This is a genomic window from Promicromonospora soli (assembly GCF_014653785.1).
Lineage (GTDB): Bacteria > Actinomycetota > Actinomycetes > Actinomycetales > Cellulomonadaceae > Promicromonospora > Promicromonospora soli.
Genome location: NZ_BNAS01000002.1, coordinates 390,747 through 408,772 on the forward strand (window position 1 = coordinate 390,747; position 18,026 = coordinate 408,772).

Here is an 18,026-nt window from a genome sequence, read left to right on the forward strand (position 1 = left end):
GTTCCCCCGCGCTTGCCGCGCGCGGGCTGCGCGCGGCCAGGTCGTCACCCGGGGCACCCCACCGCGGAGGGAGGGTTGCCGGCCAGCGAGCCGGGGCTTGGCGCTGGCGCTCATGACCTGACGTCATCCTGTGGTGCGGCAAAAGCTCTGTCAACGCGTGTCTCAGATATTGGTCTCACGATCCGGTCGTTGTGCGGGCGTCATGAGGCCATCGATGCGGGCGGCGTCCGCGCGGTACATGGCGGCATGCTCCCGCAGCTCGGCCGGGCCGCCGCTGTCGGCCCGGGCCGCGGACCAGGCGGCCAGGTCGCGCAGCTTGTCCACCATCGCGCCGAACACGTCCGTACGTGAGAACGACAGCCCGTACGCCCTGGTCAGGGTGTCGAGCCGTGCCATGGGATCCAGGCGCCCGACGCCGTACGACGCCCCCGCGAACGCGTCGCCCGACAGCGGCGCGATCCGGTAGGCGAGATACGCGAGGTCAAGGATCCGAGGGCCCGGCGAGGCGGTGTCGACGTCGATGAGGCCGACGAGCCGGCCGTCGCGGAACACCATGTTGTAGGGCGCCGCGTCGTTGTGGCAGATCACCTCGACGGGTTCGGTCGCCGGGAGACGCCATTCGGCGTCGGACAGGTCGAATCCGGCCGTGGCGTCGTGGAAGCGCCGCAGCAGGCGGCCGGCGTCGGCAAGGACGCGCTCCGACCAGAGCCACTCCGGGGCGGGCCAACCGGGCACGTCGCCGGGCAAGAACGAGACGACCTCCCGGCCCTGGCTGTCGAGGCCGAGCGGCTCGGGCACCTCCGTCATGCCGGCGGACCGGACATGGGCGAGAAGCCGCTGGATCGTGGGTGTCCATGGGCCCGCCTCGCGGTGCACGGTGTTGCCGACCCGCACGACGGCGGTGGTGTTTCCGCCGGTCAGCTCCTGCTCCACGTCCGCAGCCTCATCCACACCGGGACCCTAACGTGCCCGGCCTGCGAGACAGCATCCCACCCACCGGACGGGGTGTCGTACGATCGCAAACGACCATCCCGAGCGGCCGAGTGACGTGGCACGACGACGCCGCAGCAACCCAGCGTTCCCACCTTACGGTGAGAACGGACGAGGGTGCTACCGCCACGACCGATGGAGGAACACATGAGCGTCCCCGCGCACATCGAAGCCCGCCCCGCCGACGGCTACGCCGGCGACATCACGCCCCAGCAGGCCTGGGACCTGCTCGCCGCTGACCCGGCCGCCACCCTCGTGGACGTCCGGACCGAGGGCGAGTGGCGCGCGATCGGCGTCCCCGACACGACGTCGCTCGAGAAGGAGCCCGTATTCAGCGAGTGGGTGCAGGCCGGCGGCCGCCCCAACACGCAGTTCCTGGAGGAGCTCAAGGCGGCCGGTGTCACCGGCGGCCCCGTCGTGTTCCTGTGCCGTTCGGGCCAGCGCTCGATCGGCGCGGCGCGCCTCGCCACGGCGGCGGGAATCGCGCCGTCGTACAACGTGCTTGAGGGCTTCGAGGGCGCGCCCGGCGCCGACGGCGTCCGCGACCAGAAGGGCTGGAAGGTCGCCGGGCTGCCCTGGACGGAGGACGCCAAGTGACCGTCACCGGCGCGTTCCCGCCCGATGCCAACCCAGGCGGATCAGGTCGCAAGCCGCTCCCCCGCAGCGTCCGGCCCGCGACGCTCGCCTTGCGCGGCGGCCACCAGCGTACGGAGTTCCAGGAGACGAGCGAGGCGCTGTTCCTCACCCAGGGCTACGTCTACGACACGGCGGCCGAGGCAGAGGCCGCGTTCTCGGGCGACGTCGACCGGTTCGTCTACTCGCGCTACGGCAACCCGACGGTGCACACCTTCGAGGAGCGGCTGCGCCTGCTGGAGGGAGCCGAGGCCTGCTACGCGACCGCGACCGGGATGTCGGCGATCTTCACCGCGCTGGCCGCGCTCGTGAAGTCGGGGTCACGGATCGTGGCAGCCAGGGCCCTCTTCGGGTCCAGCGTCGTGATCTTCGAGGAGATCTTCAAGAAGTGGGGAGTGCGCACCGACTACGTGGACGGGCACGTGCTGTCCCAGTGGGAGGAAGCGCTCTCGACGCCGGCCGACGTGGTGTTCTTCGAGACACCGTCGAACCCGATGCAGGACATCGTGGACGTGCGCGGCGTCGTGGACCTCGCGCACGCCGCCGGGGCGACGGTGGTGCTCGACAACGTGTTCGCCACCCCGCTGCTCCAGAAGCCGCTGGAGCTGGGCGCGGACGTCGTCGTCTACTCGGCGACCAAGCACATCGACGGGCAGGGGCGCGTGCTGGGCGGCGCGATCCTCGGTACCGCCGAGTACGTGACCGGACCCGTGCAGACGTTCATCCGCAACACCGGGCCGTCGCTGTCGCCGTTCAACGCGTGGACCCTGATCAAGGGGCTGGAGACGCTGCCGGTGCGCCTCGCGGCACAGGGCGCCAACGCGCTCGCCGTGGCGAACGCCCTGGAGGCGCTCCCCGCGGTGGGCGCCGTGCGGTATCCGTTCCTCGACTCCCACCCGCAGGTCGACCTGGCAAAGGCCCAGATGAGCGGCGGCGGCACCATCGTGACCTTCGACCTGGCGGTCCCCGAGGGGGCCGACACAGAGACTGCGAAGAAGCAGACGTTCGCGTTCCTCGACGCCCTGCAGGTGATCGACATCTCGAACAACCTCGGCGACGCGAAGTCCCTCATCACGCACCCCGCGACGACGACGCACCGCAAGCTCGGTGCCGCCGGCCGGACCGCCGTCGGCATCACGGAGACGACGGTCCGCCTCTCGGTGGGCCTCGAGGACACCCGGGACATCATCGAGGACGTCGAACAGGCCCTCGCCTCCACGCAGTAGAGCTCACTCCAGGCCCGACCTCGCGTCGACCAGCAGGCGGTGCGCCAGACCCTTGCGCCCCTCCAGCAGCGCGACGTCCGACGTCGCTATCGCCTCCGACGCCGCCGGCGGCACGCCGTTCACCGGGTCGAGCACCGCGTCCTGCAGCTGGGTGCGGTGCTCGTCGAGGTGCGGCGTGCGGCCGCCCGTCGTCAGGCCCCACCCGAACGGGAACAGCGGGTCGTAGTCCTGGTCGCCGACGTTCACGACCGGGTCGTCCGCGGACCGCGGCCACGAGACCGGCAGCCGGCCCGTGAACCGCCGCTCGCCGAACAGCACGTCCGCGACGCCGGCGCCCTCGGTGCCCGGGAGCCACGACGCGACGAGCGCGTCGATCGACCCGAGCTGCTCGGTGAGCACCTGGGGTCGCCCGGAAACGACCAGGACAACGCAGGTCTCGATCTCGGCGCAGACCTTCTCCACGACCTCGACGTCGCCGGGCTGCAGCGACATCGACTTCTCCTCGCGGGAGACCCCGCCGTCGGCCGGGTCCCAGGCCCATTCGGGCCCGCCGACGTCGCCGAATCCCTCGGCGTACGGGGTCTCGCCCACGACGACGACGCCGACGTCGGCCCCGCCGGTCGGCGCGGAGGCGTCCTCGCTGAACGTGACGTCGTCGGCTGCCGCCCGGATGCCCTCGAGGATCGTGGTGCCCTCGGTGACCTCGCCCGAGAAGCCCTGCCAGGTGCCTGTCCAGCCGCCGGCCTGGTTGCCCAGGTCGTCGGCGTTGCGGCCCGCGACGTACACGCTCTCGCCCGAGTCCAGCGGCAGCGCGCCGCCGTCGTTCTTCAGCAGCACCTGCGACTTGGCGACGGCCTTGCGGGCGATCGCCCGGTGCTCGGCGGAGCCGATCTGATCGGCGTGCGACCGGTCGGCGAACGGCTCCTCGAACAGCCCCAGCTCGAACTTGGCTGCGAGGATCCGCGACACGGCGTCGTTGATGCGCTTCTCGGAGACCTCGCCGTCCTGCACCGCCGCGACCAGCCTCGTGTGGAACCGCTCGAACTGCGACGGCTCCATGAACATGTCGATGCCCGCGTTCACGCCGGTCCCGATCTGCTCGGTGGTGGGCGAGTCCCCGGCGAACGGCGGGATCTGGTGGATGCCCTGCCAGTCGCTGATCACGAAGCCGTCGAACCCCTGGTCGTCCTTGAGCCAGCCCGTCAGCAGCGCCTTGTTGGCGTGCATCTTCACGGGGTTGCCGAGGCCGTCGTCGGTCCAGTCGATGCTGGAGAAGCTCGGCATGACCGAGCCGACGCCGGCCGCGACCGCGGCCATGTAGGGCGGTAGGTCCACGGCCTCGACGTGGTCGCGGCTCTGCTCTGTGATGCCCTGGTCGATCGTGTACTCGCCCTCACCCGTGCCGTAGGCGGTGTCGCCGTCGGCCACGAAGTGCTTGGCCGTCGCCAGGACGGACCTGCTGCTGTCCAGGCGCTTGCCCTGGAACCCGAGGACGGCGGACGTGCCGAGCACGGTTGCCAGCGCGGGGTGCTCGCCGAAGGACTCGTAGGTGCGGCCCCAGCGGTCGTCGCGCACCACGCACACGCAGGGGGCGAACGTCCACGGGATGCCGGTAGCCCGCGTCTCGGTGGCGACCATGCGCTCCGCCCTGGCCACGAGCAGCGGGTCACGCGTCGCCCCGAGGCCGATGTTGTGCGGCAGGATCGTGGCGCCGTCCAGGTTGCCGTGCCCGTGCACGGAGTCGACGCCGTAGATCAGCGGGATCTGCAGCCGGGTCGCGAGCGCCTGCGTCTGGAAGCCGTCGATCGCGTCGGCCCAGCCCCCGGGCGTGTTCTCGGCGGGCGTGGAGCCGCCGCCGCTGAGGACGGAGCCGAGCCCGAGCTCGGTGATGACCGCCGGGTCGCCGGTGACGCTGCCGCGCTCCGCCTGGGTCATCTGCCCGACCTTCTCCGCGAGCGTCATGCGGCTCACGAGGTCGGCGACTCGCTTGTCGGTGGACAGGCGCGCATCGAGGTACGGCAGGTCGTGCGCCCGCACGACGACGGTGGGCTTGCCGGAGACCTGGGCGTCTCGCGACTCCAGACTCAGGGGGACGGTCTCTGCCGTCTCGCCGGCGTCCGACTCCCGGGTCGGGATCTTGAGGGAGCGCTCGGCTCCGGACGGTGTTCCCGCCGCGAACGCGAGCGTGCCGGAGGATGCCGCGTAGTCCGCGTCGGCCGTGGCCGTGCCGGAACCCGTCCTCCAGTCGACCTTGACGGGCTCGGCGAGCGCGGTGTCGTCAGCCGTCTGGACGGTGAGGGTGACGGTTGCTGTGTCGCCGTCGTCCACGAAGACGACGGGACCTGCGCTGACGACGATCTCGGCGGCGGCCGCGGCGGCGGCTGTGGGCACAGTGGCTGTGGGCGCGAGCAGAGCGGGCGCGGCGAGTGCTGCCGCGGCGACGAGTGCAGGGATCCTGCGGGCACGGGGGTGCTGCGCAGCGCCTGAGGTGGCGGACATCCGGGCGTCCTCTCTCGTCGTCGGGAGGTGATTTACCGATCACACACCGGAGTTAGCCCGGGCACAACCCGTGGTGACCACTGGCTAGGGTGATCATGTGGACCTCATCGCCCCCTTTGCGAGGATGCTGCGAGCTGACAACCCGGGCCCGATGACGCTCGACGGAACCCGGTCGTACGTGCTGCGCGCCCCCGGTTCGCCGAACTGCGTGGTGGTGGATCCAGGGCCCGAGCTGGAACCGCACCTGGCCGCGCTGGCCTGGGCGGGTCCGGTGGACCTCGTGCTCGTGACCCACCGGCACGGTGACCACACCGGCGGGCTGGCGCGGTTCCGGGAGCTGACGGGAGCCCCGTCGCGGGGCGCGCTGCCGGAGTTCTGCGTTGGCGGCGTGATCGGCGCGGGCGGCGCGATCGGCGCCGGCCCCGGCGTCGGGCCGCTGGTCGACGGCGAGGTCCTGGACGTCGCGGGCCTCCGCATCGAGGTGCTGGCCACGCCGGGGCACACCGCGGACTCGGTGTGCTTCGCGGTGTCGGACGGCTTGTCGTCCGCGGTCCTCACCGGCGACACCGTGCTCGGTCGCGGGACCACCGTGCTGGCGGAGCCGGACGGCTCGCTGCGCGACTACCTGGGCTCGCTGGACCGGCTCGCATCGCTGGACGTGCAGGGACTGCCCGGGCACGGGCCTGTCATCCCCGACCTCGGCGCCGTGGCGCGCGCGTACCGCGAGCACCGCCTCGAGCGGCTCGACCAGGTGCGCTCTGCGCTCGCAAACCTCGGGGCGGAGCTGCCCGACGCCGGAGTCCCGCTCCCTGGCTCACTCCTGGACGCGGTGACCGGCACGGTGTACACCGACGTCGACCCGTCCGTGCTGGTCGCGGCGCGCTCGTCGGTGCGGGCGCAGCTGGAGTACCTGCGGTACGAGTAGTCAGCCATGCCGGGCTCCGAGCGAGAGCGCGCCATGCGTGGCAGGATGAATTTTCGGCCGATCAACTCGTTGGCCTTCATTTCAGCCAGCTACCTGGGCCGGGGAACCGTCATGACCGAAGAACGCATAGCGGCTCTCTGGGAGAGGTTCCGTGGCACCACGACACGGAGAGTGCAGACTCTCGAGGCCTGGTACGCCGGCGAGCTCGACCACCAAGCCGCGCTCACCGACGCCCACAAGCTCGCCGGAGTTTTCGGCACCTACGGACGCCCGGACGGCTCCCTGGCCGCGGCCCAGCTCGAACAGATGCTCAGATCACACCTCGAGGACGCACAGGGCGACCCTCGAGGCGACCCGAACGTCCCCCAGCTGCTGGACAGGATTCGCGCCTGCCTCGCATGACGGTCCCTAGCCGGTCGGGGGCGTGCCGGCGGGGGCGATCTGGTTCCGGCCGGCCAGCTTCGCCTGGTAGAGACGGGCGTCGGCGAGCTTGACCATGGCCTCATAGGATCCGAAGGGGCCGAGCGCGCAGCCGCCGCTGACGGTGACGGTGATGCTCTGCCCGTCCGCACGCACTGGCTCCGCGGCCGTAGCCGAGCGGATCCGCTCCGCGACCGCGAAAGCGCCCTCCAGATCGGTGCGCGGCAGGATGAGAAGGAACTCCTCCCCGCCCCAGCGCCCGCCGACGTCCCCCGCACGCAGCTCCCGGTGCAAGCGGCCCGCGAAGGCACGCAGCACCTCGTCACCCGCCGAGTGCCCGTACGTGTCGTTGACCAGCTTGAAGTGGTCGACGTCGAGCAGCACCACCGACAGCGGATACCCGTGCCGGAGCGAGTCGCTGTGCCGGCGAGCCAGCTCCTGGTCGAGATACCGCCGGTTGTACAGACCGGTCAGCGAGTCGATACGGCTGAGCTCCTCCAGTGCGGCATTGCGCTCCTGGAGCTCGTCCTGCAGCTCCTTGACGTGCGACGCCGCAGCGACACGGGCCAGCAGCTCCGCTCCCTCGAACGGCTTCTTGAGATAGTCGTGCGCACCGCCGCGCAGCCCCGACACCACATCGTCCATCGTGCTCCGGGAGGTCAGGAACACGACCGGGATGTCCCGCAGCTCGCTGTCGCCCTTCAGCTCGGTCAACACCTGATACCCGTTCAGCCCAGGCATCTCCACATCGAGCAGCACCAGGTCGGGCGGGTCCGCACGACACTGCTCGACCGCGTCCAGCCCGTCCACAGCCTCCACCACGCGGTAGCCCTCGGTCTCCAGGCCGTCGCGGACCACGGCGCGGATCATCTCGTCGTCGTCCACGATCAGGACCGTCCGGGCACTCATCGTGGTCCTGCCAGTGCAACCATCGTCGTCATCGAGTGACCCTTCACGCTCTGGGAGTCGAGCAGCTCGAGGGCCTCGGCCGCCCAGTAAGGCACGCCGCGCCGAACCTTCGCCTGCCGCGCAGGTCCACGCAACCACGGCGACCAGAGAAGAGCCAACTGATGTCACCTCATTCGAGCTCAGCAGCTCTCACGCCACAGCGTTTCCGTCTGGCGAACCGGGATCACAGAGAGCGCCGCGCCTGGTGATGTGAAGGCCGCCATCCAGACACAGCCGGGGTTCAGAGCGCCTTGCCCAGGAGCAGGAGCACCGCGTTCTCGGGATCGTCGTGCGGCGGGAACGGGAGCACCGGCCGGTAGCCGAGCCCCACGTAGAGCCGCAGCGCCTCCGGCTGCCGGACGCCGGTCGCGAGGTACAGCGCGAGCCCGCTCCGGCGTCGGGCAGCGTCCTCGACCTGCCGCACCAGGGCCGTCGCCACGCCCGCTCGCCGGGCAGTCGGGTCGACGAAGACGCTCCGGACCTCGAAGCCGCCGGGGTCTTCGGCGCTGAGGTCGCCGCCCAGAGGGGGGAGGCCGGTGATGCCGTCCAGCGGGTTCGTCGTGAGGTGCGCAGGCCCGACCTGGGCCGCCGCGAGCGTCGCACAGCCCACCGGCCGCCCGTCGAGCGTCGCCAGGAAGGTCACGAGCGCGGCACGCCCGTTCTCGGCGTCGACGACGTCGTGGCCGCCACGCGCCGCGACGTCGCGCGCCAGACCGGGGTAAAGCTCCCGCAGGAACGCCCACATGTCGCGCCGCAGCGTTGCCGCGTCGGGGTCGTCCCAGGGCACCTCGCGGACCTCGGGGCCGGGCGCCGGGGTACCGACAGGCTCGACCACCGGAGCCTGCTCCGGGTGGCGCCCGGAGTGCGGCGGCAGCCACTTGCCGAAGCACCGCGACCCGGGATCGTCCGCGAACACGCCGAACGGTTCGACCGGGTCGTAGCCCAGCCGCAGGTACAGCCCGAGCGACTCGGGCTGCATGAGCCCGCTCTCCAGGATCAGGTGTCGCACGCCAGCGGCGCGGGCCGCGTCCTCGGCCGCGTTCATCAGGGTGCGGGACAGGCCACGGCCACGGAAGGCAGGAGCCACGTACACACGCTTGACCTCGGCCGTGCCCTCGGGGTGCAGGCCGCCCTGGTGGTCGTCGCGGCCCGACAGGTCGCGAATCGCGGCGTGCCCGCCAGGCTCGCCGTCGACACGCAGCAGCAGGGTCGCGAACACGTTCGAGGGATCCACGCGATCGCGCGGGTCCGCCCCCGGGGCGGCGTCCGATCCGGCCGCCGAGGGCATCCCCGGCTCCGAGTACCGCAGGTCGATCTCGCGCTGCTGCTCGTCGCGGAGGCGGACGGCGTCGGTATGGTCCCAGCGGACCGTCTCGATGCTTGTCCCCGCGAGAACCTCAGCGGCCATGCACGCCTGCCTCGACCGAACCGAGGGTCACGCGTGGACCAGCGACGACAGGACGGACGTGAAGAACGTCAGCCCGTCGACACCGGAGCGCGGCCCCTCGGCGGACGCCGGGCCGAAGCCGGCCTCCACCGCGTGCTCCGGGTGCGGCATGAGCCCCACCACGTTGCCGCGGTCGTTGCTGATGCCCGCGATGTCGCGACGCGACCCGTTCGGGTTCCAGCCGTCGTAGCGGAAGACGACGCGGCCCTCGCCCTCGAGCTCGTCGAGGGTGCGCTCGTCGGCGACGAACTGGCCGTCCTGGTTCTTCAGCGGGATCGTGATCTGCTGCCCGCGGCGGAACTCGTTGGTCCACGCCGTGCGCGCGTTCTCGACGATCAGCGACTGCTCCCGGCACACGAAGTGCAGGTGGTCGTTCTTGACCATCGAGCCGGGCAGCAGGTGCGCCTCGGTGAGGACCTGGAAGCCGTTGCAGATGCCGAGCACCGGCATGCCGCCCTTGGCGGCGTCGACCACGGCGGCCATGGCCGGCGCGAACCGGCTGATGGCACCCGCGCGCAGGTAGTCACCGTAGGAGAATCCGCCGGGCAGCACCACGGCGTCGACGTCGTGGAGCGACGCGTCCGCGTGCCAGAGCGACACCGCCTCGCCGCCGGCCAGACGCACGGCACGCGCCGCGTCCCGGTCGTCGAGCGTGCCGGGGAACGTGATGACACCGATCCGGGCGCCGCCGATCCCGGGCGCGGTCGTCGTGCCGGACGTCGGCTCGATCGCCGACATCAGGCGCTCACCGGCGCGCCGCTCGCCTCGCCGGAGACCTCGGCGGCGTCGGCGACGGAGACCACGTCCTCGATCACCGGGTTGGACAGCAGCGTTGCCGCTGCCTCCCGAGCGGCGGCGAGGATCTCAGGCGTCACCTCACCGTCCACCTCGAGCTCGAACCGCTTGCCCTGACGCACACCGGAGAACTGGGTGAAGCCGAGGCGCGGCAGCGCTCCGACCACAGCCTTGCCCTGGGGGTCCAGGATCTCGGGCTTGGGCATGACCTCGACGACGACGCGTCCCACGAAGGCTCCTTGAAGGTGAGGGAATTCCGGGGAAAGTCTACTTGCGCTGCGGGGTGCCTCGCCGACCAGGAGGAGTGACCTACGCCGCGTCGCCTCAGGCGGTCAAGTACTGGTCCGCCCAGGCGCTGATGATGCGGGCCGCCCGCTTGGCCTGACCGGGCGCGGTGAGCAGGTGGTCGGCGCCCTCCAGGGACACGAACGACCGCGGGTGCCTGGCCTCCCGGAAGATCTCCCCGGCGTTCGAGATGTCCACGGTGCTGTCCGTGGGCGAGTGCATCACCAGCAGCGGCGACCTCAGCTCCCGGATCTTCGACCGCAGGTCAGCCCGCCGGACGTCCTCCACGAAGTGCCGCTTCAGCGTCAGCGCACGCCCGCCCACCATCCACTGGGCGTGGCCGTCGTCGAACACGCGGCCCAGGACGGCGTCGTAGTTGTGCTCCGCGTGTCGCGGCTGGATGGGGGCGCCGATCGTCGCGACGGCCTGCACGCCAGGGACGTCCCCGGCGGCCGCGATCACTGCCGCACCGCCGAACGAGTGCCCCACCAGGAGGTGCACCGGCCGCCCCTGGTCGGCCATGAACTTGGCGGCCTGCACGGTGTCCGCGACCTTGTGCGTGAACGAGCCGTCGCCCCAGTCGCCTTCGGAGTCGCCCAGGCCCAGGTTGTCGAAGCGGAGCATGCCGATGCCCTCGGTCGCGAGCTGCTTGCAGATCCGCGCCGCGGCCGGCGAGTCCTTGCCGAGCGTGAACCCGTGGGAGAACACGCCCCAGCCGCGCACCTCGCCGTCGGGCCGATCGATGATGCCCGCGAGGCGCGGCCCCGTAGTGCTCTCGAACGTGACGCGCTCAGCCACCGCTACTCCCCTGTCGACAGGCGGCGATATTAGCGCCACGCGAGTTTCCCGGGGATGAACCCGACGCGCAGCGAGACGGACCGCGCGCGGACCGCCGCCGGCGGGGCCCCGGCGACGGCACGCGAGCCGAGGGTCCTACGAGACGGCGACCTCGCCGCGCTCCGCCTTCAGCGCGATGTCCGTGCGGTGGTGCGAGCCCTTGAGGTCGATCTTCGCGACGCCCTCGTAGGCCCGACGCCGGGCGTCCGCCAGGTCGCGGCCCAGCGCCACAACCGACAGCACGCGGCCGCCCGCGCTGACCAGCTCGCCAGTCTCGGAGAGGCCGGTGCCGGCGTGCAGCACGTGCACGCCGGCGAGCGACTCCGCATCCTCGATGCCGGTGATCGGGTCGCCCGACCGTGCCGACGCCGGGTAGCCCTCGGACGCGACGACCACCGTCACCGACGCCTCCGGGCGCCAGCGCAGCGGCTCCAGCTCGGCGAGCGTGCCGCGGGCCGCCGCGAGCATGACCTCGGACAGCGGCGTCGCGAGCCGGGCCAGCACGGACTGGGTCTCCGGGTCGCCGAAGCGCGCGTTGAACTCCACCACGCGGGTGCCACGGGAGGTGAGCGCGAGGCCGACGTACAGGACCCCGGAGAACGGCGTGCCGCGGCGGGCCATCTCGTCGACGGTCGGCTGGGCGATGCGGGCCACCACCTCGTCCACCAGGCCCGACGGCGCCCAGTCCAGCGGGGTGTAGGCGCCCATGCCGCCCGTGTTCGGCCCCTCGTCGTCATTTCCCACGCGCTTGAAGTCCTGGGCGGGGACCAGGGGGACCACCGTCGCGCCGTCGCACACGCAGAACAGGGAGACCTCGGGGCCGTCAAGGTACTCCTCGACCACCACCCGGCCGTTCTCGTTGGCCAGGCACGCCTCGCCGTGAGCGAGCGCCGCCTCGCGGTCGTCCGTGACGACGACGCCCTTGCCGGCCGCGAGGCCGTCGTCCTTGACCACGTACGGCGCGCCGAACGCGTCGAGCGCTGCCGCCACCTCGGTGGCGTCGGTGCACACGTGCGCCATCGCGGTCGGCACGCCCGCGGCGGCCATGACCTCCTTGGCGAACGACTTGGAGCCCTCGAGCCGGGCGGCCTCGCCGGACGGGCCGAACACCGGGATGCCCGCCGCCCGGACGGAGTCCGCGACACCCGCCACCAGCGGCGCCTCCGGGCCGACGACGACGAGCTCGGCGCCCAGCCGCTCGGCGAGGGCCGCCACGGCCGCTCCGTCGAGGGGGTCGACCTCGTGCAGCGTTGCGGCCGCGGCGATACCCGGGTTGCCGGGTGCGGCGTGCAGCTCATGGACGGCGACGCCGGTCACGTTCTCCCGGTCCAGGGAGTGGACTATGGCGTGCTCGCGGGCACCGGTCCCGATGGCGAGGATCTTCACTGTGGTGGAGGTCTTTCTCAGCGCGCGTGGATGAGGTCGTGAATGGGAATGATCTCGTCGCGCTTCGGCCCCACGCCGATCGCGGAGATCCGGGTGCCCGACATCTCCTCGAGCGCCCGCACGTACGCCTGTGCCTTCGGCGGCAGGTCCTCGAAGGCGCGGGCCTTGGAGATGTCCTCCCACCAGCCGTCGAGCTCCTCGTAGATCGGCTTCGCGTGGTGGAACGCCGTCTGGTCGGTGGGCATCTCGTCGTAGCGGACGCCGTCGACGTCGTACGCCACGCAGACCGGGACCTTCTCCATGCCGGTGAGGATGTCGAGCTTGGTGAGCACGATGTCGGTGAGCCCGTTGATGCGGGTCGCGTAGCGCGCGATCACCGCGTCGTACCAGCCGGTGCGGCGCGCGCGGCCCGTCGTGACGCCGTACTCGCCGCCGGTCTTGCGGAGGAACTCGCCCTTGTCGTCGAACAGCTCCGTGGGGAAGGGACCCTCGCCCACACGCGTCGTGTAGGCCTTGATGACGCCGATCACGGAGTCGATCCGGGTGGGGCCGACGCCGGACCCGGTCACCGCGCCGCCCGCCGTCGCGCTGGAGGACGTCACGAACGGGTAGGTGCCGTGATCGATGTCGAGCATCGTCGCCTGGCCGGCCTCGAACAGCACGTTCTTGCCGGTGTCGAGCGCCTTGTTCAGCTCGACGGCGGTGTCCGTGACCATGGGCCGCAGCCGGTCGGCGTACTGGAGCAGCTCGTCGAGCGTCTCGTCCACCGTGATGGCGCGCCGGTTGTAGACCTTCACGAGCAGGTGGTTCTTCTGGTCGAGCGAGCCCTCGATCTTGGCGCGCAGGATCTTCTCGTCGAACAGGTCCCACATGCGGATGCCGACGCGGTTGATCTTGTCGGCGTACGCCGGGCCGATGCCCCGGCCCGTGGTGCCGATGCGGCGCTTGCCGAGGAAGCGCTCGGTCACCTTGTCGATGGTGCGGTGGTACGGGGCGATGATGTGCGCGCTGCCCGAGACGAGCAGGCGGGACACGTCGACGCCGCGCGCGATCAGCGCGTCGAGCTCCTCGAACAGGACCTCGATGTCGACCACCACGCCGTTGGCGATGACCGGCACCACGCCGGGCGACAGGATTCCCGACGGCAGCAGGTGCAGGGCGTACTTCTCGTCGTCGATGACGACCGTGTGCCCCGCGTTGTTCCCACCGTTGAACTTCACCACGTAATCGACGCGGGAGCCCAGGAGGTCCGTCGCCTTTCCCTTGCCCTCATCGCCCCACTGGGCCCCGACGAGCACGACGCCTGGCATGGATCTCCACCTTCTCGGATTGCTTGACTGCTCCGCCGAGTGCGCTCGAGAGCGCCCGCGGGCCGCGCCCGAGTCTACTTCGTGGTGGGCACCAAGGCGCCAACCTCGTCCACAGACGCGCCCGAGTCCATGAGGAACTTCGCACAGCGCTCGGCCTCGTCCTCCTCGCCGATGAGGTCCGCTGCCCGGGAGAGCGCGAGCAGCGCCCGGAGAAAGCCCTGGTTCGGCACGTGGCTCGCCGGGATCGGCCCCTGCCCGCGCCAGCCGGCCCGGCGCAGCGCGTCCAGCCCGCGGTGGTAGCCCGTGCGCGCATAGGCGTAGGCCTCGACGTTCCCCGCAGCGCTACCCGCGTCGAGCGCGCCCTCCGCGAGGACCGCCCACACGAGGGACGACGCCGGCGCCGACGCCGCGACCTCGACCGGGTCGTCGCCGCTGGTCAGGCGCTCACGAGCCGCCGGGTAGTCGTCGGGCAGCAGCGTCGGGGCAGGTCCCTGCAGCAGGTTCTCGTGGGTGCTCATGCTCGAATTCTGACACTACCGGGACAGCGCGTGACAAAGGGGATCGCACAGGTTTGCCCATTTGGCCAGCCCGGACGGTGAATTTTGCCTTTCATCCGGTGCGATCGGGCAACAGTCGTTACGCTCGACACATGATCGAGATCGCGACGTCTCCCACGACGACGACGCTCGTGATCGCCGGCGACCTCGACCTCGCCGAACGAGACCAGTTCCCGGAGATCGCAGCGCGCGTCGTCGGCCTGCGCCGGCAGCTGCTCGTCATCGACATGTGCCGGGTCACGTTCATGGACTCCACCGGGGCCGCGTTCCTCATCTCGCTGGCCGACGCCGGCCGCAAGCGCGGCGGTGCGACCGTCATCCGCGGGGCGGACGAGCGCGACCTCTTCGTGCTCGAGGTCTGCGGCGCCATGGAGCTTTTCCGCGTGGACGACGAGCACTCGTGCGAACCCGCCGCGCCCGACTCCGGTTTCGCGGTGATGACCCCGCGGGACGAAGACGTATCGCCGTTGTCCCGCCGTGACGCGTCCACTGCGTAGAGCGTTATCAGCTCCCGGTGGCGAGTAGAACTCTGGCGAAGTAGAACCTCAGCGAAGTAGAACCGCAACCGCCGCATGGCGCGCTGCGTTCTATCTCGCCAGAGTTTTATCTCGCCAGAGTTCTACTTCGCCACGGTTCTACTTCGGCGGGGTCGGCTGGCGGCGCAGCTTCGCCCAGACCAGCTTCCCGGAGCCGGACGGACGCCAGCCCCACTCGGCCAGCCGGTCCACGATCTGCATGCCGAACCCGCCCAGGCGGTTGGGGTGCCCGTCGGTCGCGACCGGCGGCGCCGGGTTGTTGTCCTCGACCTCGATGCGCAGGCCGTCGCCCGTGTCGTACAGGCGCAGCGCGATGTGCCCCCAGCCGTGCAGCACGCCGTTCGCCACCAGCTCCGACACCACGAGCTCGGCCTGCGCCGACTCCTCGATGCCCCACGCCTGGCAGGTGCGCAGCACGGCGTGCCGGGCCCGGCCGATCGACGACGGCTCGCTCGGCAGCATCCAGCGCCGCCAGCGAGGCGACAGGGCGGTCTCCCCGGCGTCACCGGTCGGGTCGGGGATCCGCACCACGACGATCGCTACATCGTCCTCGGGCGCGTCGGCCAGGCGGGAGAGCAGCTCCTCGCCGACGCCGGCGGCGTCGCGCGCCGTGATGGCCGACGCGGTCTCCTGCAGGGCCTCCAGGCCCAGCCGCAGGGACCGGTCGCGCCGCTCGATGAGACCGTCCGTGTAGAAGAGCAGCGTGTCGCCGGGCTGGAGCCGGGCCTCGCCCGTGGTCCGGTCCCGCGACCCGAAGCCGACGAGCGCGCCCCCGCCCTCGTCCAGCTTGATCACCTCGCCACCGCGCAGCAGGAGCGGCGGCAGGTGGCCGGCGCGTGAGTAGCCGATGGTCCAGACGTCCGGCTCCTCCTCGCGCTTCAGGGAGGCGTACACCATGCTTGCCGAGCGCGGGATGCCCATGCCCGCCACGAGCTGGTCCACGCGTTCGAGCACGCGGCTCGGCGTCGACAGCTCGAACGCGTACGAGCGCACCACCGAGCGCAGCTGGCCCATGGTGGCGGCCGCCTCCACGTCGTGGCCGACGACGTCGCCGATCACCAGGCCCACGAGCTCCGGCGAGATCTGCAGCACGTCGTACCAGTCGCCGCCCACCTGGGCGTGCTCCGCGTTCGGGGCGTAGTAGGTCCACACGTCGAGGCCCGCGACGTCGGCCTGTTCGGGGAGCATGGCGCGCTGCAGGGTCTCGGCGAGGCGGTGCTCCCGCGCGTACATGCGCGCGTTGTCGATGGCGCTGCCCGCCCGGCGGGCCACCACCTCGACCACGGTGCGCAGCGTGTCGGGCTCGTCCGCCTCGACGTAGTCGCCCGACTCGTCCTCGTCCGGCACGATCACGACCAGGCCGAGCACGTCCCGCCGTCCGGCAACGGGGTGCACCACCACCGAGTCCGGCGCCTTGCCGAGCTCGTCCGCGAGGCGCAGCGTGAGGTCGCGCTGCAGCCAGCCCGAAGCCGAGTGCGGCGCGTGCGGGATGTCGAGGTGCAGCGTGACAGGACCGTCGAGCACGCCGTCGAGCACGTCCTGCACCGAGTCCACGACCTCGAGGATGGGCATGGGTCCGGTGGTCACGGAGTCGCCGAGGGCATCGGTCTGCGGACGGCGCCGCAGGGACTTGTCCGCGATGTTGTCGCCCTCGATGTAGCGCGCGTGCCGCCGGCCGCGGCCGCTCGGCGGTGCCGCGACGTCGATGCCGGCGGCGTGCTTGAGGCCGTCGTCGTTCACGTAGAAGCCCGCCCAGCGCACCATCGACTGCAGCAGCTCCGCGATGTCGCGCAGGGCGTACGGGTACTCGAGGTCCGTCAGGATCTCGGTGGTCTGCGCGATGAGGTCGAGGTCCTCGCGCTGCTGCCGCTCGACCTCCAGGCTCGCGAGCTGGGCGGCGTGCCGCTCCATGTGGTCGGAGACGTCCACGCTGAACCCGACCCAGTGGGTGATGCGGTCGCCCAGGCCGGCGCGGGCCGGCGTGAGCGTGAGCTGGGCCCAGCCGTGCGTCCCGCCGCGCAGGTGGGACCGCACCGTCGCGTGCACCTCCTGGCCGGCGTTCACCAGGTCGGTCATGCGCTGCAGGTCCTGCGGCTCCACGAGCATCTCGCCGAGCCGGCGCACCGTGTACCCCGCGAAGTCGCTGAACCGCACGCCCGCGTAGTGCTCGAACGCCGCGTTGGCCCACAGCATGGGCATGCCGTCCTCGGTGGGTCCGGTCAGGAACACGGGGAGACCCACCGTCACGGCGGCACGCAGCACGACGTCGCCGACCGACGGCGGCAGGGTGCGCGGGATGCCCGTCCCCGACACGTACGGCCGCGGCTCGGTACCCGGCACGCGGTACGTGCCACCCGGGGGCGTGGTCGGCGTGATGCTCGGCGGGACGCTCGCAGTGTGCTGGGCCGGCCGGCCTGTGCCGAAGCTGTTCCCGTTCGACGGTCCGCCGCGTGCTCCGTTCATCGTCCCGTTCGGCATTCCGTCCTTGTTCGGACCGAGGCCGAAATTGGAGAGGCCGGGGTGCCGCGGCGGCGGAGAGGACGGAGTCAGACCGGATGAATCGGTCAAAATGCCCTCCCTACGGTATCTATTGCTCGAGGTGCTGTTCCAGCAGGACATTCAACCGTAGATTGGAACGGTCCGAGATCTGAACCTCAACCTCTATCATCGGACCGATACAAAGCAACGACCACTGCTCCCGGAAGGAGAACCGTGCAGGACGGAACTTACGACCCCCCGCGCGGTCCGCAGGGCGGGAGCCCCCAGGACCCCGGCCATCAGAACCCTGAGATCGGCGATCCTGCGAGCATCCACGTCATCGTGGGCCGCTCCCGTGCCCGGATCGTGCTCTCCGGCGAGATCGACGCCGACATCGGCGGTGACCTGCACGAGGCCACTGCCGCAGCCGAGGAGTCCCGTCTCCCGGTCGAGATCGATGCGCACCACGTGACCTTCATGGACTCGTCCGGCGTGGCGTTCCTCGCGCGCCTCGCGAGCCGCAGCCCGCACCGCGTGCGCGTCCTGCGCGCGCCGCCGACGGTGCGCTTCCTGCTCGAGGTGACGCGGATCGGCGACCTCCTCGACATCGTCGACGAGGACCCCGGCTTCGAGCTGGACGACGACGGCCCGTCCGGCCCGCCGTCGGGCGGTGCGGCGGCCCCCGCTGGTGTGGGCGGCCCTCCGGCCTCGTGATGCCGAAGTAGAACTGTGGCGAGATAGAACTGGGGCTGAG

General features: G+C 71.4%; 17 protein-coding genes and 2 riboswitches. Of the genes, 6 read left to right on the top strand and 11 right to left on the bottom strand.

All coding sequences use genetic code 11. The annotated features are described in order from the left end of the window. Positions 1–3: 3 nt before the first annotated feature. Positions 4–118: riboswitch (SAM riboswitch) on the bottom strand. A gap of 44 nt (positions 119–162) precedes the next feature. After that, on the bottom strand, positions 163–951 hold the full coding sequence (locus IE250_RS07570) for a phosphotransferase (RefSeq protein ID WP_229872242.1): 789 nt from the start codon (positions 949–951) through the stop codon (positions 163–165). A 72-nt stretch (positions 952–1,023) separates the two neighbouring features. Next, positions 1,024–1,132: riboswitch (SAM riboswitch) on the top strand. A gap of 5 nt (positions 1,133–1,137) precedes the next feature. Between IE250_RS07570 and IE250_RS07575 the strand changes: the two genes are divergently transcribed. After that, positions 1,138–1,587, top strand: coding sequence for a rhodanese-like domain-containing protein (locus IE250_RS07575; RefSeq protein WP_189668668.1), 450 nt, complete (start codon positions 1,138–1,140; stop codon positions 1,585–1,587). Further along, positions 1,584–2,849 carry an O-succinylhomoserine sulfhydrylase gene (locus IE250_RS07580; RefSeq protein WP_189668669.1) on the top strand — a complete coding sequence of 422 codons (1,266 nt, stop codon included), beginning with the start codon at positions 1,584–1,586 and terminating at the stop codon, positions 2,847–2,849. Before IE250_RS07575 ends, IE250_RS07580 begins: the two co-directional genes overlap by 4 nt. A gap of 3 nt (positions 2,850–2,852) precedes the next feature. Here the strand turns inward: IE250_RS07580 and IE250_RS07585 are convergent, their stop codons facing one another. After that, entirely contained in the window at positions 2,853–5,348 is a 2,496-nt protein-coding gene (locus tag IE250_RS07585; protein ID WP_189668670.1) for a glycoside hydrolase family 3 protein, read from the bottom strand. A 124-nt stretch (positions 5,349–5,472) separates the two neighbouring features. Between IE250_RS07585 and IE250_RS07590 the strand changes: the two genes are divergently transcribed. Both IE250_RS07590 and IE250_RS07595 read left to right on the top strand, forming a co-directional pair. Then, on the top strand, positions 5,473–6,273 hold the full coding sequence (locus tag IE250_RS07590; RefSeq protein ID WP_189669144.1) for an MBL fold metallo-hydrolase: 801 nt from the start codon (positions 5,473–5,475) through the stop codon (positions 6,271–6,273). Between the two features lie 111 nt (positions 6,274–6,384). Further along, complete coding sequence (locus tag IE250_RS07595; RefSeq protein ID WP_189668671.1) at positions 6,385–6,675, top strand: Hpt domain-containing protein; 291 nt, start codon at positions 6,385–6,387, stop codon at positions 6,673–6,675. A 6-nt stretch (positions 6,676–6,681) separates the two neighbouring features. Here the strand turns inward: IE250_RS07595 and IE250_RS07600 are convergent, their stop codons facing one another. The 8 genes from IE250_RS07600 to IE250_RS07635 form a co-directional block, all read right to left on the bottom strand. Continuing rightward, on the bottom strand, positions 6,682–7,602 hold the full coding sequence (locus tag IE250_RS07600) for a diguanylate cyclase (RefSeq protein ID WP_189668672.1): 921 nt from the start codon (positions 7,600–7,602) through the stop codon (positions 6,682–6,684). Positions 7,603–7,882: 280 nt separating this feature from the next. Continuing rightward, positions 7,883–9,049 (bottom strand): GNAT family N-acetyltransferase, encoded by a 1,167-nt coding sequence (locus tag IE250_RS07605; protein WP_189668673.1) that lies wholly within the window; start codon positions 9,047–9,049, stop codon positions 7,883–7,885. A gap of 27 nt (positions 9,050–9,076) precedes the next feature. After that, positions 9,077–9,826: a phosphoribosylformylglycinamidine synthase subunit PurQ gene (gene purQ / locus IE250_RS07610; RefSeq protein ID WP_189668674.1), complete on the bottom strand. Its 750-nt coding sequence runs from the start codon at positions 9,824–9,826 to the stop codon at positions 9,077–9,079. Beyond that, positions 9,826–10,113, bottom strand: a complete 288-nt coding sequence (gene purS / locus IE250_RS07615; RefSeq protein ID WP_189668675.1) for a phosphoribosylformylglycinamidine synthase subunit PurS — start codon at positions 10,111–10,113, stop codon at positions 9,826–9,828. The genes purQ and purS overlap by 1 nt, the downstream gene beginning before the upstream one ends. 94 nt (positions 10,114–10,207) lie before the next feature. Then, positions 10,208–10,966 carry an alpha/beta hydrolase family protein gene (locus IE250_RS07620; RefSeq protein ID WP_189668676.1) on the bottom strand — a complete coding sequence of 253 codons (759 nt, stop codon included), beginning with the start codon at positions 10,964–10,966 and terminating at the stop codon, positions 10,208–10,210. Between the two features lie 135 nt (positions 10,967–11,101). After that, a complete protein-coding gene (gene purD, locus IE250_RS07625; protein ID WP_189668677.1) occupies positions 11,102–12,391 on the bottom strand; it encodes a phosphoribosylamine--glycine ligase in 1,290 nt (429 codons plus the stop codon). A 17-nt stretch (positions 12,392–12,408) separates the two neighbouring features. Next, complete coding sequence (locus IE250_RS07630) at positions 12,409–13,701, bottom strand: adenylosuccinate synthase (protein WP_189668678.1); 1,293 nt, start codon at positions 13,699–13,701, stop codon at positions 12,409–12,411. A 74-nt stretch (positions 13,702–13,775) separates the two neighbouring features. Next, complete coding sequence (locus IE250_RS07635) at positions 13,776–14,219, bottom strand: DUF3151 domain-containing protein (protein ID WP_189668679.1); 444 nt, start codon at positions 14,217–14,219, stop codon at positions 13,776–13,778. A 131-nt stretch (positions 14,220–14,350) separates the two neighbouring features. Between IE250_RS07635 and IE250_RS07640 the strand changes: the two genes are divergently transcribed. Further along, the gene (locus IE250_RS07640) at positions 14,351–14,755 is read left to right on the top strand and encodes an STAS domain-containing protein (protein WP_189668680.1); all 405 of its coding nucleotides are present in this window, start codon (positions 14,351–14,353) and stop codon (positions 14,753–14,755) included. A 138-nt stretch (positions 14,756–14,893) separates the two neighbouring features. Here IE250_RS07640 and IE250_RS07645 read toward each other — a convergent pair whose 3' ends face one another. Next, on the bottom strand, positions 14,894–17,257 hold the full coding sequence (locus IE250_RS07645; RefSeq protein WP_229872243.1) for an ATP-binding SpoIIE family protein phosphatase: 2,364 nt from the start codon (positions 17,255–17,257) through the stop codon (positions 14,894–14,896). Between the two features lie 249 nt (positions 17,258–17,506). Here IE250_RS07645 and IE250_RS07650 point away from each other — a divergent pair, with 249 nt between their 5' ends. Beyond that, positions 17,507–17,986, top strand: coding sequence for an STAS domain-containing protein (locus IE250_RS07650; protein WP_229872244.1), 480 nt, complete (start codon positions 17,507–17,509; stop codon positions 17,984–17,986). Positions 17,987–18,026: the final 40 nt, after the last annotated feature.